At 72.1% G+C, this 20,051-nt stretch carries 18 protein-coding genes and 1 tRNA gene; 10 read left to right on the top strand and 9 right to left on the bottom strand.

What is annotated here, in order from left to right; all coding sequences use genetic code 11:
* Positions 1-4: 4 nt before the first annotated feature.
* Together FHU40_RS09670 and soxR are read right to left on the bottom strand one after the other, a co-directional pair.
* A complete protein-coding gene (locus tag FHU40_RS09670; RefSeq protein WP_183591977.1) occupies positions 5-1,213 on the bottom strand; it encodes a DUF4032 domain-containing protein in 1,209 nt (402 codons plus the stop codon).
* Between the two features lie 355 nt (positions 1,214-1,568).
* Complete coding sequence (gene soxR, locus FHU40_RS09665; RefSeq protein ID WP_183591976.1) at positions 1,569-2,018, bottom strand: redox-sensitive transcriptional activator SoxR; 450 nt, start codon at positions 2,016-2,018, stop codon at positions 1,569-1,571.
* Positions 2,019-2,162: 144 nt separating this feature from the next.
* Here soxR and FHU40_RS09660 point away from each other — a divergent pair, with 144 nt between their 5' ends.
* The 3 genes from FHU40_RS09660 to FHU40_RS09650 all read left to right on the top strand — a co-directional run bounded on the left by FHU40_RS09660 (position 2,163) and on the right by FHU40_RS09650 (position 3,459).
* The gene (locus FHU40_RS09660; RefSeq protein ID WP_183591975.1) at positions 2,163-2,621 is read left to right on the top strand and encodes a nuclear transport factor 2 family protein; all 459 of its coding nucleotides are present in this window, start codon (positions 2,163-2,165) and stop codon (positions 2,619-2,621) included.
* 18 nt (positions 2,622-2,639) lie between these two features.
* Positions 2,640-3,362 (top strand): SDR family NAD(P)-dependent oxidoreductase, encoded by a 723-nt coding sequence (locus FHU40_RS09655; protein WP_183591974.1) that lies wholly within the window; start codon positions 2,640-2,642, stop codon positions 3,360-3,362.
* A gap of 24 nt (positions 3,363-3,386) precedes the next feature.
* Positions 3,387-3,459 (top strand) — tRNA-Thr (locus tag FHU40_RS09650).
* A 20-nt stretch (positions 3,460-3,479) separates the two neighbouring features.
* On the opposite strand, the gene pdxY is transcribed toward FHU40_RS09650, so the two are convergent.
* The gene (gene pdxY / locus FHU40_RS09645) at positions 3,480-4,331 is read right to left on the bottom strand and encodes a pyridoxal kinase PdxY (RefSeq protein ID WP_183591973.1); all 852 of its coding nucleotides are present in this window, start codon (positions 4,329-4,331) and stop codon (positions 3,480-3,482) included.
* A gap of 92 nt (positions 4,332-4,423) precedes the next feature.
* On the opposite strand from pdxY, the gene FHU40_RS29430 reads away from it, so the two are divergent.
* Genes FHU40_RS29430 through FHU40_RS09625 form a run of 4 tightly spaced genes read left to right on the top strand, consistent with a single transcriptional unit; the run spans position 4,424 to position 9,110 of the window.
* Positions 4,424-6,049 (top strand): GMC family oxidoreductase N-terminal domain-containing protein, encoded by a 1,626-nt coding sequence (locus FHU40_RS29430; protein WP_183591972.1) that lies wholly within the window; start codon positions 4,424-4,426, stop codon positions 6,047-6,049.
* Between the two features lie 18 nt (positions 6,050-6,067).
* Positions 6,068-7,627 (top strand): succinic semialdehyde dehydrogenase, encoded by a 1,560-nt coding sequence (locus tag FHU40_RS09635; protein ID WP_183591971.1) that lies wholly within the window; start codon positions 6,068-6,070, stop codon positions 7,625-7,627.
* Positions 7,628-7,645: 18 nt separating this feature from the next.
* A complete protein-coding gene (locus FHU40_RS09630; RefSeq protein ID WP_183591970.1) occupies positions 7,646-8,131 on the top strand; it encodes a cupin domain-containing protein in 486 nt (161 codons plus the stop codon).
* Positions 8,132-8,162: 31 nt separating this feature from the next.
* Positions 8,163-9,110: an aldo/keto reductase gene (locus tag FHU40_RS09625; protein WP_183592274.1), complete on the top strand. Its 948-nt coding sequence runs from the start codon at positions 8,163-8,165 to the stop codon at positions 9,108-9,110.
* 362 nt (positions 9,111-9,472) lie between these two features.
* On the opposite strand, the gene FHU40_RS09620 is transcribed toward FHU40_RS09625, so the two are convergent.
* The 6 genes from FHU40_RS09620 to FHU40_RS09595 are packed head-to-tail and all read right to left on the bottom strand — an operon-like array spanning position 9,473 to position 16,648.
* A complete protein-coding gene (locus FHU40_RS09620; RefSeq protein WP_183591969.1) occupies positions 9,473-10,252 on the bottom strand; it encodes a dioxygenase family protein in 780 nt (259 codons plus the stop codon).
* A 28-nt stretch (positions 10,253-10,280) separates the two neighbouring features.
* Positions 10,281-10,973 (bottom strand): uracil-DNA glycosylase, encoded by a 693-nt coding sequence (locus tag FHU40_RS09615; RefSeq protein WP_183591968.1) that lies wholly within the window; start codon positions 10,971-10,973, stop codon positions 10,281-10,283.
* A gap of 50 nt (positions 10,974-11,023) precedes the next feature.
* Complete coding sequence (locus FHU40_RS09610) at positions 11,024-12,484, bottom strand: pyridoxal phosphate-dependent decarboxylase family protein (RefSeq protein WP_183591967.1); 1,461 nt, start codon at positions 12,482-12,484, stop codon at positions 11,024-11,026.
* Positions 12,481-13,854 (bottom strand): MFS transporter, encoded by a 1,374-nt coding sequence (locus FHU40_RS09605; RefSeq protein ID WP_183591966.1) that lies wholly within the window; start codon positions 13,852-13,854, stop codon positions 12,481-12,483. Before FHU40_RS09605 ends, FHU40_RS09610 begins: the two co-directional genes overlap by 4 nt.
* A 19-nt stretch (positions 13,855-13,873) precedes the next feature.
* A complete protein-coding gene (locus tag FHU40_RS09600) occupies positions 13,874-15,163 on the bottom strand; it encodes an alpha/beta fold hydrolase (protein ID WP_183591965.1) in 1,290 nt (429 codons plus the stop codon).
* A gap of 45 nt (positions 15,164-15,208) precedes the next feature.
* Positions 15,209-16,648: a trehalose-6-phosphate synthase gene (locus FHU40_RS09595; RefSeq protein WP_183591964.1), complete on the bottom strand. Its 1,440-nt coding sequence runs from the start codon at positions 16,646-16,648 to the stop codon at positions 15,209-15,211.
* A 101-nt stretch (positions 16,649-16,749) separates the two neighbouring features.
* On the opposite strand from FHU40_RS09595, the gene FHU40_RS09590 reads away from it, so the two are divergent.
* The 3 genes from FHU40_RS09590 (at position 16,750) to FHU40_RS28895 (ending at position 20,043) form a co-directional block, all read left to right on the top strand.
* A complete protein-coding gene (locus FHU40_RS09590) occupies positions 16,750-18,072 on the top strand; it encodes a sensor histidine kinase (RefSeq protein WP_183591963.1) in 1,323 nt (440 codons plus the stop codon).
* The gene (locus tag FHU40_RS09585; RefSeq protein ID WP_183591962.1) at positions 18,069-18,710 is read left to right on the top strand and encodes a response regulator; all 642 of its coding nucleotides are present in this window, start codon (positions 18,069-18,071) and stop codon (positions 18,708-18,710) included. The genes FHU40_RS09590 and FHU40_RS09585 overlap by 4 nt, the downstream gene beginning before the upstream one ends.
* Positions 18,711-18,831: 121 nt before the next feature.
* Positions 18,832-20,043: a hypothetical protein gene (locus FHU40_RS28895; RefSeq protein WP_183591961.1), complete on the top strand. Its 1,212-nt coding sequence runs from the start codon at positions 18,832-18,834 to the stop codon at positions 20,041-20,043.
* Positions 20,044-20,051: the final 8 nt, after the last annotated feature.

Raw genomic sequence — 20,051 nt, 5'->3', positions numbered from 1 at the left:
AGGCTCAGGTGTCCTCGGCGGTGACCTTCTCGTCGGGCTTGCCCATCAGCACGGTGTCGATGTAGTCGCGGGCGGTCTCGAAGATGCCGACCTCGTGGCCGGCCCGCTCGGAGAGGTACCAGCGGTGTACGAGGATCTCGTGGAAGATCTCGGCGGGCTCGAGCTTGCCGCGCGCCGCGGGCGGCACCATCGCCATGATCGGGTCGTAGATCTGGGTGAGCCAGCGGTTGGCGACCAGCGAGCGGTCCTCGCGACCGAGGCCGAGGTACGCCGTGTAGGCCGCGATGTCGTTGAGCATCCGGCGAGCCTGGCCGTCCTCGACGTTCAGGCCGGTGAGCGCCTGCAGCTCGCGCCGGTGGTGCCCCTCCTCGACGACCTTGGGTTGGATCTGCACCCGCTCGCCGTCCCAGTCGGTGACGATGTCGAGCTCGTCGACGTCGAAGCCGAGGTCGTTGAGCCTCTCCACGCGCTGCTCGATGCGCCACATCTCGTGCGTCGAGAACTCCTCGGCCTCGGTCAGCTCCGACCACAGCGCGTCGTACCGCTCCTGGAGCATCTCGACGATGTCGAGCGCCTGCACCTCGTGATCGAGGGAGTCGCTGGCCTGGAGGTCGAGCAGTTCGGCGAAGACGTTCTCGGTCGCCACGGTGATGTCGTACTCACGCAGTCGGTCGGACAGGTGGGACTTGAGCTCGCCGGTCTCGGCGTCGACCAGGTACGCCGCGAAGCCGCCCGCGCTGCGGCGGAACAGCACGTTGGACAGCGACACGTCGCCCCAGTAGAAGCCGGCCAGGTGCAGCCGGACCAGGAGGACCACCATCGCGTCGACCAGCGACGGCAGGTTGTCGGCGGTCAGGCCGTGGGAGAACAGGCTGCGGTAGGGCAGCGAGAACTGCAGGTGTCGGGTGAGCAGCGCCGCGGGCAGCGGCTCGCCGTGCGCGTCGACGCGCCCGGTGACGACGCCCTGCGGCACGACGGCCGGCAGGCCCATCCGCTGGAGGTCGCGCAGCATCCGATACTCACGGAACGCGATCTCCTCGACCGTCTCCTTGACGGCGTAGGTGTTCTCGCCGAGTCGCACGATCCGCACCACGTGGCGGGAGAGGCCGCGGGGCAGCGGCACGACGTGCTCGGTCCACTCCTCCAGTGGCAGTGACCAGGGCAGGGTCAGCAGCGCCGGGTCGGCGCGGTTGGCGATGATGCGGAGCGCCATGTCGTTCAGGCTAAGCCTCGGGTGCTGCCGGGCGGCGGTGAGCAGGCAACCGTTTGCTCGGTACGGATGGTTGCTGGGGCACCGCTGGGGTGGGTCGCTCGGTGTGGCGGTGAGCAGGCAACCAGTCCGGGGCGCGATTCGGTTGCTCACGCACCGCCGGCCCGGATCGCCGCGGCGTCCGGAGGCTAGGGGCCCGGTGCGTCGGCTCCGCGTCGTACGTCGTGCGGATCCACACCTGCGCCACGGGGTCGACCGGGTCGCTGCGCAGCCGGACGGTGACCACGGAGCCGGGTGCGGGCGCCTCGTCGTCCGACGTACAGCGGGGAGCCGTCGTGGTGCGGCTCGCGCAGCAGGCTCATCGCGCCGCGCCACCGCCCGGCTCGAGGAAGACCGGGCCGGTGCCGTACTCGCCCGCTTCGTCGCCCGGGTTGCTGAGCGCGCAGGTGCGCAGGCTCAGGCAGCCGCAGCCGATGCAGCCGTCGAGCCGGTCGCGCAGCCGCTGGATCCGCTCGATCTGCTCGTCGAGCCGGGGCCGCCAGGCCTTGCTGAGCCGGTGCCAGTCCGACTTCGTGGGGGTTCGGCCGTCGGGCAGTGTCGCCAGCGCCTCGCCGATCTCGTCCAGGCTCAGCCCGACCCGCTGCGCCGTCCGGATGAACGCGATCCGGCGCAGCGTCGACTGCTCGTAGCGACGCTGGTTGCCCGCGGTGCGCACCGACGAGATCAGCCCGCGCGACTCGTAGAACCGGATCGCCGAGGTCGCCACCCCCGCGCGCTCGGCGAGGTGCCCGATGGTCAGCTGGGTCATGGCCTCCACCCTTGCCGGACTTCAAGCGTCATTCAAGTTCCGTTTTGGGATAGTCCGTCACGTTTCGGTTGCTCGATCGACGGATCGACGACCGAAACGTGACGGACTATCCCAAATAGAACGCGTTCTAGTAACGTCCTCCTCGTGCAACTGACCGATGGCGACCGCATCCGCGGCCTGCTCGCGACGTACTGCCGGCTCATCGACGCCGGCGACTTCGCCGGCGTGGGCGCCCTGCTGGCCCATGCGGTGCTGAAGACCGAGGACGGCACGGTGATCGCGACCGGTGCGGCCGAGGTCGAGCGGCTGTACGCCGGGCTCGTGAAGCGCTACGACGACGGCACGCCGGGCACCCAGCACGTCGTCGCCAACGCGATCTTCGACGAGGCCGACGTCGACGGATCGGTGACCGTCACCTCGACGTACCTCGTCTTCCAGGCGATCCCCGAGGTGCCGCTCCAGCCGATCCTCACCGGCACCTACGTCGACCGCTTCGAGCCGGTCCAGCTCGAGGGCGGCCAGGACGGCTGGCGCTTCGCCGAGCGCCGCTTCGGCATCGGGCGCTCGGGCGTCGTCGAGCACCACCTCTCGATCACCCTCTGAAACCCCGAAAGGCCGCAGATGAACCAGCCCGGCAATCGCGTCGTCGTCATCACCGGAGCCGCGTCCGGCATCGGGTACGCCACCGCGGAGCTCTTCCGCGACCTGGGCGACACCGTATACGGCCTCGACATCAACCCGACCGTCCCCGACGGCGTGACCTACGTCGAGTGCAACGTGGGCGACAAGGCGGCCGTCGAGGCGGCGATCGCCACCTGTGCCGCCGAGGGGCGCATCGACGTGCTCGCGAACGTCGCGGGCATCGTGCAGTTCGGCCGCATCGAGACCGTCACCGAGGCGGAGTGGGACCGTGTGCACGCGGTCGACCTCAAGGGCCCGTTCTTCCTGATCCAGGCCGCGCTGCCCCACTTGCGCGCCTGCACCGGCACGATCGTCAACGTCTCGTCGGTCGCCGGCAACGCGCCGCAGCCCTACGCCACGGCGTACGCCGCCGCCAAGGGCGGGCTCACCCAGTTGACCAGGTCGCTCGCGCTCGAGCTGTCGCCGGAGGGGATCCGCGTGAACGCGATCTGCCCCGGCACGGTGGACACCCCGATCGTCGAGCAGGTGTTCCACAAGATCACCGATGACCTCGACACCCGGGTCGCCGACCGGCTGATGATGATGCTCCCGGGTGGTGCGATCAAGCCCGCCGAGATCGGCGAGACCATCCTCTGGCTGGCCTCGCCGGCGGCCCGGATGATCACCGGCGCCGTGATCGCCCACGACGGCGGGATGAGCTGACCCGTCGACTAGCATGTGCGCGCTGCCGGTGTAGCTCAGTTGGTAGAGCGCCTCACTTGTAATGAGGATGTCGCGGGTTCGACTCCTGTCACCGGCTCTGTCTGCCGGCGTCCGTCGTCAGCGCAGCCGCCGCACCTCGAAGCTCATCGGCGGCTCGGCGATCGCGTCCTGCGCGGCGATCAGCTGGATCTCCCGGGTGCCGGCGGCGAGCGTCTCCTCGAGGATCGCGAACATCGAGGACGTCGTGCGCGCCAGCGCCTCGGCCGCCGAGCCGGTCGTGCGCAGGTGGGCGAGGTAGAGCGCCGCGGTGACGTCGCCGCACCCGTTGGGCAGGATCGGCAGCAGCGGGGTCTCGACCGCCCAGGCGCCCTCGTCGGACACGGCCACCACGTCGAGGCGGCCCTCCGGCACGTCTCCGTGCAGCACGCTGGTCACGAGTACGTCGCGGGGTCCGCGCGTCCGGACGTCGTCGACGGCGTCCAGGATCTCGGCGAGCGTGGTGGTCTCCCGGCCGGCGAGGAAGTCGAGCTCGAAGTGGTTGGGCGTGAGGATGTCGGCCTTCGGCACCACGGTGTCGCGCATGAACTCCGGGATGCCGGGGCGCACGAACATGCCCCGCCCGACGTCGCCCATCACCGGGTCGCAGCAGTAGACCGCGTCGGGGTTGAGCTCCTTCACCCGGGCGACGGTGTCGAGGATGATCCCGCCGACCGCCGGGTCGCCCTGGTAGCCGGACAGCACCGCGTCGGCCTCGCCGAGCACGCCGCGGTCGCCGATGCCGGCGATCACCTCGCGCACGTCGTCGGCGGCGAGCAGCGGCCCGCGCCAGGCGCCGTACCCCGTGTGGTTGGAGAAGTGCACGGTGACCACCGGCCAGACCTCGTGCCCGAGCCGCTGCAGCGGGAAGACCGCGGCGGAGTTGCCGACGTGGCCGTAGGCGACCGAGGACTGGATCGACAGGATCTTCACGGAGCGATCCTCCCGAGGCGGGGCCTGTACGAGCAAACTAGAACAAGTTACAGTGACGGTTCACATTCTCTCGGTATGTAACAGGGGTGGCCGTGGCACGGAAGCCGTCGTACGCAAGCGAAGCCGACTACGTCGTGGTCGGCTCGGGCAGCTCGGGAGCCGCGATCGCCGGCCGGCTGGCCGAGTCGGGCGCGAGCGTGATCGTGCTCGAGGCCGGCAAGAGCGACGAGCAGTACCTGGTCAAGAAGCCCGGCATGATCGGGCCGATGCACGCCGAGCCGAAGCTCAAGCGGCGCGTCGACTGGGGCCTCTACTCCACGCCGCAGAAGCACCTGCTCGACCGCACGATGCCGGTGCCGCGCGGCAAGGTCGTCGGCGGATCGAGCTCGATCAACGGCATGGTCTACGTACGCGGCAACCGCGCCAACTACGACTCCTGGGCGGCCGAGGGCAACACCGGCTGGTCGGCCGACGAGGTCAACGCGGCGTACCGCCGGATGGAGGACTTCGAGGACGGCGCCAACGAGTTCCGCGGCGCCGGCGGCCCGATCAAGGTGACCCGCAACGCCGCGCCGCAGGACGGCACGCTGCAGTTCCTCCAGGCCACCTCCGACGCGCTCGGCGTGCCGGTGCTCGACGACTACAACGCCGCCTCGCAGGAGGGCGTGAGCCGGATGCAGCAGAACGCCGCCGGCGGGCTGCGCTACTCCGCCTCCCGCGGCTACCTCCACCATCTCGCACCCCGCACGCTGGAGCTGCAGACCGAGGTGCTGGTCCGCAAGGTCGTCATCGAGGGCGGCCGGGCGACCGGCGTCGAGGTCACCGACCGCGACGGCTCCCGGCGCACGGTCCGGGCCGGCAAGGAGGTGATCCTCTCGGCCGGGTTCGTCGGGTCGGCCCAGCTGTTGATGCTCTCCGGCGTCGGGCACGCCCAGCACCTGCGCGACCAGGGCATCGACGTCGTCGCGAACCTGCCGGTCGGCGACAACCTGCACGACCACCTCTTCCACGCGCTGACCTTCCACGTCACCTCGACGAAGATGAAGGGCACCCCGGCGTACTTCGCCAAGGGCGTGCTGATGGAGGCGCTGCGCCCGGGCAGGACGTTCCTGGCCAACTCGGTCTTCGAGTCGGTCGCCTTCGTGCGTACGTCGCAGGCGACCGACGTGCCCGACCTGCAGCTGCACCTGCTGCCCTGGGCCTACGTCTCGCCCAACCAGGACGCGCCGATCCGCCACGATGTCGATCCGCGGACCGCGATCACCATCCTCACCACGCTGATCTACCCGCGCAGCCGCGGCACGCTGCGGCTGGGGTCGGCCGACCCCATGGCCGCGCCGCTGATCGACTTCGAGTACCTCGCCGACCAGGCCGACCTCGACGTACTCACGGAGGGGTCGGAGATGGTGCGGGAGATCATGGGCGGTACGGCGTTCGGCGGGTCGGTCAAGGAGGAGATCCACCCCGGTGCCGGCGTCCGCGGCCCCGAGCTGCGACAGGCGATCCTCAACCGCGCGACGTCGGTCTACCACGGAGTCGGCACCTGCCGGATGGGCGTCGACGAGCTCGCGGTCGTCACGCCGGACCTCAAAGTCCGCGGCGTCGAGGGCCTGCGGGTCTGCGACGCCTCGATCATGCCGTCGATCACCGGCGGCAACACCAATGCACCCGCGATCATGATCGGTGAGCGCGGGGCCGACCTCGTGCTCGGCCGATGAAGGGGAGGGCCTGAGCCCATGACATTGCAGCGACCCGCATCCCTGACCGACGAGTTCCTGCAGGGGCTGGTCGCGCGCGTCCCGTCGAGCAGCGGCGCCAGCTGGAAGCTCACCGAGGTCTACACCGGCGAGTTGCTCGTCGAGCTGCCGCAGTCGACGCCGGCCGACATCGAGCGGGCCTTCGCGGCGGCGCGGTCGGCGCAGCGGGTGTGGGCGGCGTGGCCGTTGCGCAAGCGGCTCGCGGTGTTCAAGCGAGCCCATGCACTCTTCCTCGACCGGGCGCACACCACCACCGACCTGATCCAGGCCGAGAGCGGCAAGAACCGCCGGATGGCGATCGAGGAGACCTGCGATCCGGTGATGGTGATGAGCCACTACCTCAAGCGGGCTCCCCACCTGCTCAAGCCGGTCCGGCGCGGTGGCCCGATCCCGGTGCTCTCGACCTCCACCGAGATCCGCCAGCCCAAGGGCGTCATCGGCATCATCGCGCCCTGGAACTTCCCCTTCGCCACCGGCATCTCCGACTCGATCCCGGCGTTGATGGCCGGCAACGCGATCGTGCTCAAGCCGGACAACAAGACCGCCCTGTCGCCGCTGTACGGCATCCAGTTGCTCGAGCAGGCGGGGCTGCCGAAGGGCCTGTTTCAGGTGGTCTGCGGCGAGGGTCCCGACGTCGGGCCGACACTGATCGACAACGCCAACTACGTGATGTTCACCGGCTCGACGGCGACCGGCCGGGTGATCGGCGAGCGGGCCGGGCGCAACCTGATCGACTGCTGCCTCGAGCTGGGCGGCAAGAACCCCATGATCGTGCTCGAGGACGCGAAGCTCGACGAGGTCGTGCAGGGAGCGATCTTCGGGGCCTTCGGCAACACCGGCCAGATCTGCATGCACATCGAGCGGATGTACCTGCCCGAACCGCGGTACGCCGAGTTCCGCGACGCGTTCGTCGCCGCGACCCGGCGGCTGGTGCTCGGCGCGGCGTACGACTTCGGTCCGGACATCGGCTCGCTGGTCTCGCCCGACCACATGGAGCGGGTGCGCTCGCACGTCGACGACGCGGTCGCCAAGGGCGCGACCGTGCTCACCGGTGGCCGGCCGCGCCCCGACCTCGGTCCGGCGTTCTTCGAGCCGACGATCCTCGAGGGCGTCACCCAGGACATGCTCGCCGGCGTCACCGAGACGTTCGGCCCGGTGGTCGCGCTGCACCGCTACCGGACCGTCGACGAGGCGGTGGCGCTCGCCAACGACACCGACTACGGCCTCAACGCCTCGGTGTGGGGCGGCGACCTGGCGGCGGCCTGCCAGGTGGGCCGGCGCATCCAGTCCGGCAACGTCAACGTCAACGACATCCTCGCCACGGCGTACGCCGCCAAGGGCACGCCGTCCGGCGGCGTGAAGCAGTCGGGCGTCGGCGCCCGGCACGGTGACCAGGGCCTGCTCAAGTACACCGACGTGCAGAACCTCGCCGTGCTCAAGAAGCAGGTGCTCGGTGCGCGGCCCGGCCAGGACTACGACGAGTACGTCAAGGGGATGCTCGGCGGGCTGAGGATGATGCGCAAGACCGGCATCCGCTGAACGTCGTACGTTGGTGGCATGTCGCTGCCGCGCCCTTACCCGCCCGACACCTACCACGGCGAGGGCGGTGAGGTGTCCGCGTGGATCCGTCGTGGCGACGAGCCGCCGGAGATCACCTACGGCAGTGGCGGCACGTGCGAGTACATCGCGACCGGCGACCGGACGGAGGGCCGGTTCGGGCTCTACCGCTGGACGTTCGGGGAGGCCGAGACCGGCCCCGACCCGCACTTCCACCGGTCGATCTCCGAGCAGTTCTACGTGCTGTCCGGCGAGGTGAGGCTGTACGACGGGCGGGAGTGGGTCACCGCGCGCTCCGGCGACTTCCTCTACGTGCCCGAGGGCGGGCTGCACGGCTTCCGGGGCGGCGGTGGGGCGTCGATGCTGCTGATGTTCGCTCCGGGCGGCCCGCGCGAGGACTACTTCGAGACGCTCGCCCGGGGCGAGGAGATGAGCGAGGAGCAGCGGGCGACGTTCATGCTGCGACACGACACGTTCTGGGTGTGACCGGCGTCGTACTGTCGCTGTCGTGACGGAGATGAGCTACGGCCCGCTGGGCGCATCGGGCCTGATGGTGAGCGCGGTCGGGATCGGCTGCAACGCGTTCGGACGGCGGGTCGACCTCGCCGGGGTCCGCGAGATCCTGGGCGCCGCGCGCGAGACCGGCGTGACGCTGCTCGACACGGCCGACACCTACGGCGATCGGCCGGGAGTCAGCGAGGAGCTGCTCGGCGAGGCGCTGCAGGGGCAGCGCGAGGAGTTCGTCGTGGCGACGAAATTCGGCATGGACATGCGGGGCGCCAACGGCACCGACTTCGGCGCGCGGGGATCGCGGCGCTATGTGCGCCGGGCGGTCGAGGCGTCGCTGCGGCGGCTGCGAACCGACCACATCGATCTCTACCAGCTGCACCGGCCCGACGAGGTGACGCCGTTCGAGGAGACGCTCTCGGTGCTGACCGACCTGGTCCGCGAGGGCAAGGTTCGCTACGTCGGCTGCTCCAACTTCGACGGCTGGCAGGTCGCCGACGCCGCCTGGACCGCCCGCACCGCCGGCCTCGAGGGCTTCGTGTCGGTGCAGAACCGCTACTCGCTGCTCGACCGCACCGTCGAGGCCGAGGTGGTGCCGGCCTGCGAGGCGTTCGGGCTCGGCGTCCTGCCGTTCTTCCCGCTGGAGTACGGCCTGCTCACCGGCAAGTACCGCCGCGGCGCCTCGGCGCCGGCCGGGTCCCGCGCCGCGCTCGACCCATCGCGGTCCTCGTGGCTGGCCAACGCCGACTGGGACCGGATCGAGGCCGTCGAGAAGTACGCCGAGGCGCGCGGGCTCTCGACGCTCGACGTGGCGATCGCCGGCCTCGCCGCCCAGCCCGCCGTCGCCTCGGTGATCTCGGGAGCGACGTCGGGCGACCAGGTGCGGACGAACCCCGCCGCGCTGCGGTGGTCGCCCTCCGCCGACGACCTGGCCGAGCTGGACGAGATCACGGGCTGAGGGTCTTTCGGAATACCCGGTGAACCGGGGAAGCCGGCACTTCTTGGGGAATGCCCGAGAAGTGCAGGAACACCCGGTGCACCGGGTATTCCTGCGGATCTGCGGGTGGGGCGCCCGAGTCGAGGTGGGTCGTTCGGGGCGAGCGGGAGCTTCGTCGGCCGGCCGACGAAACTCCCGTCCGGACGACGAAGCTTCGTCGTCCCAGTGTGACTACGTCCTCCCGGCGAGACGCCCGCCATCGAGGTGCCGCCCGGCCGGATAGTCCGTCACGAAGTGGCTGTCGACCAGCGAAACGACAGCCAGAACGTGACGGACTATCGCCGACGGCGGGCCCCGCAGGCCGGACCGGACCGCGGGCCTACTCAGGCGACCTGGAGCGACCGCTTCGACAGCCCCATCCAGAAGCCGTCGATCACCTGGAGTCCGGGTGACTCGGGGTCGGTGGCCGCGCCGAGGGTGACGAAGAGCGGCGTGTAGTGCTCGACGGTCGGGTGCGCGTAGGGCATGCCCGGCGCCTTGGTGCGGTAGCGGGCGAGCTCGTCGACGTCGCCGCGGGCGAGGGCCTCGCCGGCCCAGGCATCGAAGTCGGTCGACCAGCCGGGTGCGGCCGCGTCGATGCGCCACTCGGTCAGGAAGGGCAGGCCGTGGGTGAGGAAGCCGGAGCCGATGATCAGCACGCCCTCGTCGCGCAGCGGTCGGAGCCGCTTGCCGAGCTCCATGAGCTTGACCGGGTCGTCGGTCGGCAGCGACATCTGGAGGACCGGGATGTCGGCACCGGGGTACATGATCCGCAGCGGCACCCACGCGCCGTGGTCGAGGCCGCGGCTGGCGTGCTGGTGCACCGGCTCGGAGGCCGGCATCATCGCGGCCACCCGGGTCGCGAGCGCCGTGGCGTCGGGGGTCTCGTAGGTCATCCGGTAGTACTTCGCGTCGAAGCCACCGAAGTCGTAGACCAGCGGGGCGCTGCTGGCCGACAGCATCACCGGGGCGGACTCCCAGTGGGCGCTGACGATCAGGATCGCCTTCGGGCGCGGTAGGTCCTGCGCCCAGGCGGCGAGCTGGCCCGACCACACGGGGTCGTCGAGCAGGGGCGGTGCGCCGTGCCCGATGTAGAGCGCCGGCATCCGGGTCGAGTCGTCCATGACACCCCCAATGATTCGAGATTCAACTTTATTCCATCGGGAGCGACCAGTCCACCGCCGTGCCGCCCTGCTCGGCCAGCAGTCCGTTGACCCGGCTGAACGGCCGCGAGCCGAAGAAGCCGCGGCTGGCCGAGAGCGGCGAGGGGTGCACCGACTCGACGTACGGGATCGGCGCCAGCATCGGCTTGAGTCCCTGCGCGTCGCGGCCCCACAGGATCGCTACGCACGGTCCGCCACGTCGGGCCAGCGCCTGGATCGCGCAGTCGGTCACCTGCTCCCAGCCCTTGCCGCGATGCGATGCCGGGGTGCCCGGACGGACCGTGAGCGACCGGTTGAGCAGCATCACGCCCTGGTCGGCCCAGGCGGTGAGGTCGCCGTGCGGGGGCGTGTCGAGACCGAGGTCGAAGCGCAGCTCCTGGTAGATGTTCGTGAGGCTGCGCGGGATCGGCCGCACGTGGGCGTCGACGGCGAACGACAGCCCGATCGGGTGACCCGGCGTCGGGTACGGATCCTGGCCGACGATCAGCACTCGTACGTCGGCTAGGGGTCGCTGGAACGCCCGGAACACCCGGTCCCCGGCGGGCAGGTAGGCCCGGCCGCCGGCGATCTCCTCGCGCAGGAACCGGCCCATGCCCGCGATCTGCTCGTCGACCGGCGCGAGGGCCGCCGCCCAGTCCGGGGCCATCAGGCCCTTGTCGACGAGTCCGGCGAGCGCGCTCATGGCGGGAGGCTATCGGTGCGGCGGTCGTGCATCGACCGGCGCGAGAGCGGTCAGCCGCGGCTGGGCCGCTGCAGGCGGTCGAGGAACGCGACCAGCAGGGCCTCGCGCATCCGCGGTGAGGCCAGGTCGAGCATCGCGTTGACCTCGGCCATCCGCTCGGGGAGGGCGAGGTCCCCACCGCCCGCGAGGCCGGCCGCGGCCAGCAGCCCGTCGAAGTCGGCGTCGGTGAGGGTGTTCGGATCGAGGACCCCGATGAACGCCGCGACCTCCGGGTCGACCGTCACCGGTCCGGCCGCGACCGCCGCCGCCACCGAGTCGCTCAGGGCGGTGAGGAGGTCGTCGACCCCCGCGAGCGTCGCGGCGCTCACGGAGAGGTGGATGGTCGCGGGCTGGCCGGCGTAGGACAGCTGCGGCTGGACGTACCACCCGCGCGCACCCATCTCGTCGCAGACCGTGAACGGGTCGCAGGAGCCGTCGGTCACCAGTGCCACCAGCGTCGAGTCGGGAGGCGTCAGCACGCTCAGCCCGGCGATGTCGGTGGCGCCTGCCACGATCGCGTCGACGGCTTCGAAGACCTCTCGGGAAAGGAGCTCGTAGCCCGTGTCACCCAGCGACCGCACCACCGCCCAGGCGCCCGCCAGGGGCCCGCCCGACTTCGTCGACTGCAGGGTCGAGTTCAGCATCGTGTAGCCCGGCCAGTCGGCGTAGGCGAAGTACTGCGGCCGCCGGTGCTCCGGAGTCCGGTGCAGCAGCAGCGACGTGCCCTTGGGTGCGTAGCCGTACTTGTGCAGGTCCGCCGAGATCGAGGTGACGCCCTCCACCGCGAACGTCCACGGCGGCACGTCCCTGCCCAGTCGCGCGGCGTACGGCAGCACCCAGCCGCCGATGCACGCGTCCACATGGCAGCGGATCCCGCGCGCGGCGGCCGCCGGCGCGATCTCCCGCACGGGGTCCACCACCCCGTGGGCGTACGACGGCGCGGACACGACCACCAGCACGGTCCGCTCCGGGTCGGCGTCCACGGCGGCCAGCATCGCCGCGGGGTCGGCGCGGTAGTCGGCGCCCACCGGAACCACGACCGCCTCCACGCCGAAGTAGTGCGCGGCCTTGAGGAAGGCCGCGTGCACGGTCGACGGCACCACCATCCGGGGCCGGTCGACATCGGGGCGGCTGTCGCGGGCGCCCTGCACGGCGAGCAGGCACGACTCGGTGCCGCCGGAGGTGACGGTGCCGACGACCGTCGCGGGTCCGTCGAGCAGATCGGCGGCGAAGCCGACGAGGTCGTTCTCCATCTGCAGCAGGCTGGGGAACGCCGTCGGGTCGAGCCCGTTGGAGCCGGCGTACGCCGCGACCGCCTCTCGGCCGATCCGGTCCACGTCGGCGAGCCCGGAGTCGTAGACGTAGGCGAGGGTGCGGCCGCCGTGCACGGGCAGGTCGGCGGCCTGCATGGCGCGGAGGCGGTCGAGCGCGTCGCCCGGGTGGTGTGCTGGGTGGCTTCCCGTGGTGCTCATGCGGACACGCTCTCATCGAGGGCGCCGCCGGGGCCGTCGGTGCCGTCCACGTCCTCGGCCTCGAGGGAGTAGCGCCGCAGCCAGAGCAGGCTGAGCACCACGAGCACGGCCGGCAGCAGCGAGAAGCCGAGCGTGATCGCGGTCAGCGCCGAGTCGGGCTGCGCGACGCCGCCGTCGGTCGACGACCGGTAGCCGCCGAGCGCGAGCACCAGGGCGAAGACACCGGGGCCGAGCGCCAGGCCGAGCGTCTCGCCCGCGGTCCAGACGCCGGTGTAGACGCCGGCCCGGTTGGAGCCGGTGCGCCGGGCGTCGACCGCTGCCGCGTCCGGCAGCATGGCCAGCGGGAAGACCTGGCAGCCGGCGTAGCCCACGCCGATCAGCACGACGGCGCCGTAGACGACCGCCAGCGGCGCCGACTGCGCGGTGATCGTCAGCAGCGCGCCGGCGGCGAGGAAGACCGAGCTGGCGACGTACCCGCGCTTCTTGCCGATGCGGGTGCCGATCGCCGACCAGATCGGGGTCAGCAGCAGGGCCGGCCCGACGAAGAGGACGAAGAGGATGGTGGCCGCGCCGTCGCGCCCGAGCACGTCGGAGGCGAGGTAGTCGACGCCGGCCAGCATCGCGCCGACGGCCAGCGCCTGGATGACGAAGCAGGTCAGCAACCAGCGGAAGTCACGGGCCTCGGCGACGATACGCAGCTGGTCGCGCAGGCTCCCGGCGCCCGGCTGAGGGGCGGTGACCGGGGCACGCCGGGTGCCGACGTACGCGCTGACGACGCCGACCGCGATCAGAGCCGCCATCACGAGACCCATGACGCGGTAGCCGTCGCGGCCGCCGACCGCGTCGCGGATCGCGGGCGCGGTCGCGCCGGCCAGCATGATCGTGAAGGCGAGGATCGCGACCCGCCACGTCATCAGCCGGGTGCGCTCGTCGTACGACGAGGTCATCTCGGCCGGCATCGCGACGAACGGGACCTGGAAGAACGCGTACGCCGTCGCGCAGGCGAGGAAGAGCACCAGCACCCACGCCGCCTCGAGTCCGGTCGCCATCTCGGGCGCGGCGAAGAGGAGGGCGAACCCCGCCGCGAGCGCCAGCCCCGCGCGGAGCAGCCAGGGCCGCCGCGGCCCGCGCGGGTCGGTGGTGCGATCGCTGATCCGACCGGCGATCGGGTTCAGGATCACGTCCCACGCCTTCGGCAGGAACACGATGAACCCGGCGGCGATCGCGGCGATGCCGAGGCTGTCGGTGAGGTAGGGCAGGAGCATCAGCCCGGGCACGGTGCCGAACGCGCCCGTCGCGACCGATCCCGAGCCGTAGCCGATCCGTACGCCACGCGGCAGGCTGATCTTCGACGACTCGCTCGCTGGCATGCCCGGAGGTTAGCCGGGCTCAGCGCCGCAGCGCGCGCGATCCGGACGAGGAGTGGCGCCGGCGCGGGTGCGTGCCGATGGCGCCCTCCGGCGCGGCGGTGGGCTCGGCCGAAGCCTTCCTCGGTGCCGCCTTCTTGGCCGGGGTCTTCTTGGACGAGGCCTTGGTCGGGGCCTTGGCCGGGGCCTTCGGGGCCGACTTCTGGGGGGTCGCCTTCTTCGTGGCGCCGCGGCGGGTCGGCCGCCGCCGACCGTCCCACTGCTCGAACCACTCGTCGAGCGCGCGCCAGGTGGTCTCCCGGGCGGCCCGGCCGGCCAGCATGCCGAGGTGCCCGCCGGGCACGATCTCGAACCGCGCCTCCCGCGCTCCGGTCAGCAGCGGCAGCGCCGCCCGCACCGACTCCACCGGGGCGATCCCGTCGGTCGCGCCGGCGAACACCAGCGTCGGCGCCGTGATCGCCGCGAGCGAGACGGGGCGGTCGCCCAGCTCGACGGTGCCGGTGGCGAGCGCGTTGCCCACCGCGAAGCGGTGGTAGAGCTGGCCGAAGCTGCGGCCGGGGTAGGCCGTCATCGACGCGGCGAACCGGTCCACCGCCTCGACCTGGGCCAGCCAGTCGGCGTCGTCGAGGTGGACGGCGACCGCGATCGGCTTGGTCACCAGCCTCTGGAACGACCCGAGCTGGAACGCCCAGCGCACCAGCGGCGGCGCGCCGCCGAGCGCGCGGTAGGTGCGGCCGACGGCCGCCGGCCAGTCCGCTGTCGTCAGCAGCGGGCGGAGCGGGGCCACCATCGGCACCGACGTCGTGTCGACCGGGGAGCCGAGCACCGAGAGCGACGCGACCGGCAGGTCGCGGACGTCGGCGGCGGCGAGCATCGCGAAGATCCCGCCGAGGCTCCAGCCGACGACGTGCACGGGGCGGCCGCCGGCGTGCTCCGACACCGCGCGGACGGCGGCCGGGACGATCTCCTGCGCCCAGTGCTCGAGGCCGAGGTTGGGGTCGGGGAAGGAGACGTCGCCGTACTCGACGAGGTACGTCGGACGCCCGTTCCCCACAAGGTGCTCGACCAGGGAGCAGCCGCGGCGCAGGTCGAAGCAGCCGGCGGGCGCGGCGAGTGGGGGCACCAGGAGCACCGGGTCGCCCCGCTTCGCTGCGACCGGGTCGGGCCGGTAGTGGTGGACCTCGCGGAGCGTGCCCTCGTCGACCAGCGCGCGAGGCATCGGCCGCAGGTCGGCCAGCCCGCCGTGGAGCAGCAGGTGGACGGCGTTCCCGGCCGCCGCGACCAGCTGGTCCGGCTTCGGCACCAGGTCCATGGCCCCGAACCTACCGGGCCCGCGTTGAGCTCAGGTGGCTCCGGGTCACGACCGCCGGGCCGGTCGGACGCTCTTGCCGTGCGAGGGCCGGACGGCCGCGAGCTCGGTGAGGAACTTGTCGGCCCAGGCCGCGACGTCGTGCTCCATCACCTGCTTGCGCATCGCCTTCATCCGTCGGGTCAGCTCGCGACCATCGGCGCGGTAGGCGTCCAGCAGCGCGCTCTTCATGCCGTTGATGTCGTAGGGGTTGATCAACCACGCCTGCCGCAGCTCGTCCGCGGCGCCGGCGAACTCCGAGAGCACCAGGGCGCCCTCGTTGTCGAAGCGGCAGGCGACGTACTCCTTGGCGACCAGGTTCATCCCGTCGCGCAGCGGCGTGACGACCATGATGTCGGCGGCCCGGAAGTACGCCGCCATCTCCTCGCGCGGGTACGACGCGTGCAGGTAGTGGATCGCGGGCCGGCCGATCTGCCCGTGGTCGCCGTTGATCCGGCCCACCAGGCGGTCGATGTCGTCGCGCAGGAGGCGGTACTGCTCGACCTGCTCCCGCGAGGGGGTCGCGACCTGCACGAACACGGCGTCCTCGACGTCGAAGTGCCCGTCGGCGACCAGCTCGGCGAACGCCCGCAGCCGGGCGTAGATGCCCTTCGTGTAGTCGAGGCGGTCGACCCCCAGGAAGATCTTGCGCGGATTGCCGAGCGCGTCGCGGATCTCGGTCGCGCGCCGCGCGACCTCCTCGGAGCGGGCCAGCTCCTCGTAGCCGGCGGAGTCGATCGAGATCGGGAAGGCCGCCGCGCGGACCGTCCGGCCGTCGGGCAGGTAGACGACGTCGCGATGGGTCTTGTGGCCGACCCGCTGACGCACGAGCCGGACGAAGTTCTGGGCGGCACCGCTGAGCTGGAAGCCGATCAGGTCCGCGCCCAGCAGGCCCTCGAGGATCTGCCGGCGCCACGGCAGCTGCTGGAAGAGCTCGGCCGGCGGGAACGGGATGTGCAGGTAGAACCCGATCCGCAGGTCGGGCCGCAGCTCACGGAGCATGGCCGGCACCAGCTGCAGCTGGTAGTCGTGCACCCACACCGTCGCGGCCTCGTTGGCGACCTCGGCGGCGCGCTCGGCGAAACGCCGGTTGATGGTGACGTAGCTGTCCCACCACTCCCGGTGGAACTCCGGCTTGGCGACGACGTCGTGGTAGAGCGGCCACAGCGTCGCGTTGGAGAAGCCCTCGTAGAACTCCTCGATCTCCTGGGGCGTCATCGAGATCGGCACCAGGTCGAGGCCCTCGGCCTCGAACGGCGCGGTGTCGCCGTCCGCGCCGCCCGGCCAGCCGATCCAGATGCCGTCGTTGGCCCGCAGCACCGGCTCGAGCGCGGACACCAGCCCGCCGGGAGAAGGTCGCCAGCCGGGGGAGCCGTCGGGGTTCTCGATGCGGTCCACGGGCAGTCGGTTGGCAACGATGACCAGGTCTGCTCCGCCAGAGGTGGACACGCCATCACCCTAGACGAGCCGGAAAGTGTCGGGCTGGCCCGACCATGGCTGTCGGGCTGGCAGGATCGTCCCGGAGCCCCGATGTTCCTAGCGTTGGACGCATGACGGAGACGCTGTACCCAGTCGACTACCCAGGCGAGGCGATGACGACCACGATGCCCGCCGTGACCGCGCCCGTGCGTCCACGCGGCGTGCGCCGGGTGCTGTACGAGAGCGGCTACGCCCTCTCGGCGTTCCCGATCGCGCTCGTGGGCTTCCTCGTCGTGGTCATCGACCTCGCGCTGGGGATGGCGCTCGCCGTCTTCATCGGCGGCGTCCTGCTGATCTCGGTGGGCGTGATGGTCGCCCGCGGCTTCGCCCGCTTCGAGCGGATCCGGCTGCAGGGGATGCTCGGCCGGCCGGCGGCGACGCCGAGCTACCTGTGCCCCCGCCCGGGCGACGGGTTCTGGCGGCGGTCACTCACCCCGCTGCGCGACGCCCAGTCGTGGCTCGACGTGGTGTGGGCGCTCGTCGGCCTGCTGACCGGCACGCTCGCCTTCGCGATCGCGCTGGCGTGGTGGGCGGGCGCGGCCGGCGGGCTGACCTACTGGTTCTGGCAGCGCTGGATCCCCGAGTCCGACGGCGACCACGGACTCGCCTACTACCTCGGCCTCGGCGACGGACGTACGGCGGAGAGCTGGCTCAACCTCGCCCTGGGCGCGCTGCTGCTGCTGACCCTGCCCTGGGCGGTGCGGCTGGTGGTCACCATCCATGCCAGCCTGGCCTGGGTCTTGCTCAGCAGCCGGGCCGACCTCCAGAGCGAGGTCGCCCGGGTCGAGGGCGGCCGCGAGGCCGCGCGGATCGCGGAGGCCGAGTCGCTGCGCCGGCTCGAGCGCGACATCCATGACGGCCCGCAGCAGCGGCTGGTCCGGCTCACGATGGATCTCGGCCGCGCCAAGCGACAGGTCGCCGACGACCCGACCCGCGCCGCCGCGACCCTCGACGACGCGCTGGCCCAGGCCCGCGAGACCGTGGCCGAGCTGCGGTCGCTGAGCCGGGGCATCGCCCCGCCGCTGCTGGTCGACCGTGGCCTGGCCGCGGCGCTCGAGGAGATGCTGGCGCAGAGCAGCGTGCCGGTGCGGTCCCGGATCGACGTACCGGCGCAGCTGCCCCCGCACGTCGAGACGGCCGTCTACTTCGTGGTCGCCGAGGCGATGACCAACGTCGCCAAGCACAGCCAGGCGTCGTCGGCCGAGGTCACCGTCGTCAGCCACGGTGCCGAGGTGGAGGTGCGGGTCGAGGACGACGGCATCGGTGGCGCCCATCCCGCGAAGGGGCTTGGGCTGGCCGGGTTGCGCCAGCGGCTCGCCGCGGTCGACGGCACCCTGGAGGTGACCTCGCTCGAGGGCGCGGGCACCGCCGTGGTGGCGAGGATCCCCGGATGAGGATCGTGGTCGCCGACGACTCGCTGCTGCTCCGCGAGGGCCTCCAGCTGCTGCTCGCCGAGGCCGGGCACGACGTGGTCGGCTCGGTGGCCGACGGACCGGCGTTCGTGGCCGCGATGGTCGAGCAGCGGCCCGATCTCGGCATCGTCGACGTACGGATGCCGCCCAGCCACACCGACGAGGGCCTCCGGGCGGCGGTCGCCGTCCGTCGGGCGTGGCCCGAAGCGCGACTTCTGGTGCTCTCGCAGTACGTCGAGGTGTCCTACGCCGACGAGCTGCTCGCCACCGGCGACGGTGGCGTCGGCTACCTGCTCAAGGACCGGGTCGGCGACCTCGACGACTTCCTCGGGGCGGTCCAGGCCGTGGCCGCCGGCGGCACCGCGCTCGACCCGCTGGTCGTGCGGCAGCTGATGGGACGCAACCGGGACCCGCTGGCCGACCTCACGCCGCGCGAGCGGGAGGTGCTCGCGCTGATGGCGGAGGGGAGGTCGAACGCCGCGATCGCCGAGTCGCTCTCGGTCACCCTGGCCGGCGTCGAGAAGCACACCCAGCGGATCTTCGCCAAACTCGGCCTGTCACCGGACGACGACGGCGCGCACCGCCGGGTGGCCGCGGTGGTGCGCTTCCTCAACGCCTGAGCCGAGGGCCGCCGGCCACCGGCGGTGCCAGCGCACGCACGCTGAGCACGCCAACCGGTCGACAACTTCCAACGCACGACGCTAGCCTCGCCGTCCCTGCTCTCGGACCCAGGAACGCGCAATGAACGTCGTCCTCGCCTCGTCCCGCCTGCTGCTCGCGCTCGGCCTGGCGGCACCGCTGGCCGCGGCCGAGATCGCCGCGACGGCTCCGGCCGCGAGCGCCGCCGACGTCGTGGTCGAGCGGGTCGCGGACCTCACCGCTCGCGACGGCGTGGGCGTCGGCACGGGCGTGGGCGCCCAGCGCCTGACCTCGGCGTCGGTGCGGGCCGACGTCCGCGGCGAACGCGTGCAGGCGACCGTGGTCCTCGACGCCGAGCCGACGGCGGCGACCGCCGCCACCGTGGTCGTCGCGTTCGGGCCCATCGAGGCCGGCATCTGCCAGCTGGACGACGTGCTCGACGCCGACCAGTACCAGTCGTCGACCACCGACCCGGCCGCGGGCTGGACGCGCAGCGGCCGCACGCTGACCCTCGACCTGGCCGCGGAGGAGGCGGGCTACCAGCCCTGGGACTGCGCGGGCGCGATCGTCGGCGTCGGCGACCAGGTGGTGTCCTTCCTCGGCGGCGACCTGACCCCGGTCTACCTGGGGCCGGAGCTGCGCATCCACCCGGTCAAGGTCCTGGACCGGAAGGTGCGGGGCAGGCTCGGCCTGGTGCGCGGCCAGCGGCACCTGATCCGGGTCCCGGTGCGCGGCCTCAACCAGGCCGACGCCCACGGCGTCGTCGTCAGCGGCACGGGCCGCGGCCTGAAGGTCGGCAAGCAGCAGCTCGGGACGGTCTCGTCGTCGTACGCCCCGGAGGCGGTCCTCCCGGTGCGCGCGGCCGGCCGCCAGGGTCGCAAGGTCGGTCCGCTGCGCCTCACCGTCACCAGCGAGAACGGCGCCACCGTGCGCCGCACGGTGCCGGTGCGGCTGGTCAAGCCCCCGGCCAGACCCGCGCCCGGCCGCTACCGCTCCGCCGACGGCGCCGTCACGTTCACGATCACCGGTGGCCGGGCCGCACGCCTCAAGAGCTTCCGCATCGCCACGCGCACGCGGTGCCAGCCGCCGCTGGACTACGCGACGTACACCGACAACACCTACGGCTTCCCGACCGTGCGCGTCGGCGGGGGCGGGGTCGTCGACGCCAAGCGGGTCAAGCCGCTCTACTCGGTCGTCCTCCAGCTCAAGGCGGTCGGCAGCCGGGTGACGCAGGGCTCGTTCGGCTACGTCGGGCCGAAGGGCAGCTACTGCACCGCCAACGAGGGGTTCAGCGCCCGACGCGTGGGCCGCTGACGACCGGT

Origin of the sequence: Nocardioides soli (assembly GCF_014191495.1) — a bacterium.
Taxonomy (GTDB): Bacteria; Actinomycetota; Actinomycetes; order Propionibacteriales; family Nocardioidaceae; genus Nocardioides; species Nocardioides soli.
The sequence above is the reverse complement of the archived record's forward strand: the minus strand, read 5'-3'. Positions and strand labels throughout refer to the sequence as shown.

What these genes read in the sequence shown, in the direction of transcription:
- FHU40_RS09670 (WP_183591977.1), bottom strand. Translation starts at nt 1,213, where the DNA reads ATGGCGCTCCGCATCATCGCCAACCGCGCCGACCCGGCGCTGCTGACC.
- soxR (WP_183591976.1), bottom strand. Translation starts at nt 2,018, where the DNA reads ATGACCCAGCTGACCATCGGGCACCTCGCCGAGCGCGCGGGGGTGGCG.
- FHU40_RS09655 (WP_183591974.1), top strand. Translation starts at nt 2,640, where the DNA reads ATGAACCAGCCCGGCAATCGCGTCGTCGTCATCACCGGAGCCGCGTCC.
- FHU40_RS09635 (WP_183591971.1), top strand. Translation starts at nt 6,068, where the DNA reads ATGACATTGCAGCGACCCGCATCCCTGACCGACGAGTTCCTGCAGGGG.
- FHU40_RS09630 (WP_183591970.1), top strand. Translation starts at nt 7,646, where the DNA reads ATGTCGCTGCCGCGCCCTTACCCGCCCGACACCTACCACGGCGAGGGC.
- FHU40_RS09625 (WP_183592274.1), top strand. Translation starts at nt 8,163, where the DNA reads ATGAGCTACGGCCCGCTGGGCGCATCGGGCCTGATGGTGAGCGCGGTC.
- FHU40_RS09620 (WP_183591969.1), bottom strand. Translation starts at nt 10,252, where the DNA reads ATGGACGACTCGACCCGGATGCCGGCGCTCTACATCGGGCACGGCGCA.
- FHU40_RS09615 (WP_183591968.1), bottom strand. Translation starts at nt 10,973, where the DNA reads ATGAGCGCGCTCGCCGGACTCGTCGACAAGGGCCTGATGGCCCCGGAC.
- FHU40_RS09610 (WP_183591967.1), bottom strand. Translation starts at nt 12,484, where the DNA reads ATGAGCACCACGGGAAGCCACCCAGCACACCACCCGGGCGACGCGCTC.
- FHU40_RS09605 (WP_183591966.1), bottom strand. Translation starts at nt 13,854, where the DNA reads ATGCCAGCGAGCGAGTCGTCGAAGATCAGCCTGCCGCGTGGCGTACGG.
- FHU40_RS09600 (WP_183591965.1), bottom strand. Translation starts at nt 15,163, where the DNA reads ATGGACCTGGTGCCGAAGCCGGACCAGCTGGTCGCGGCGGCCGGGAAC.
- FHU40_RS09590 (WP_183591963.1), top strand. Translation starts at nt 16,750, where the DNA reads ATGACGGAGACGCTGTACCCAGTCGACTACCCAGGCGAGGCGATGACG.
- FHU40_RS09585 (WP_183591962.1), top strand. Translation starts at nt 18,069, where the DNA reads ATGAGGATCGTGGTCGCCGACGACTCGCTGCTGCTCCGCGAGGGCCTC.
- FHU40_RS28895 (WP_183591961.1), top strand. Translation starts at nt 18,832, where the DNA reads ATGAACGTCGTCCTCGCCTCGTCCCGCCTGCTGCTCGCGCTCGGCCTG.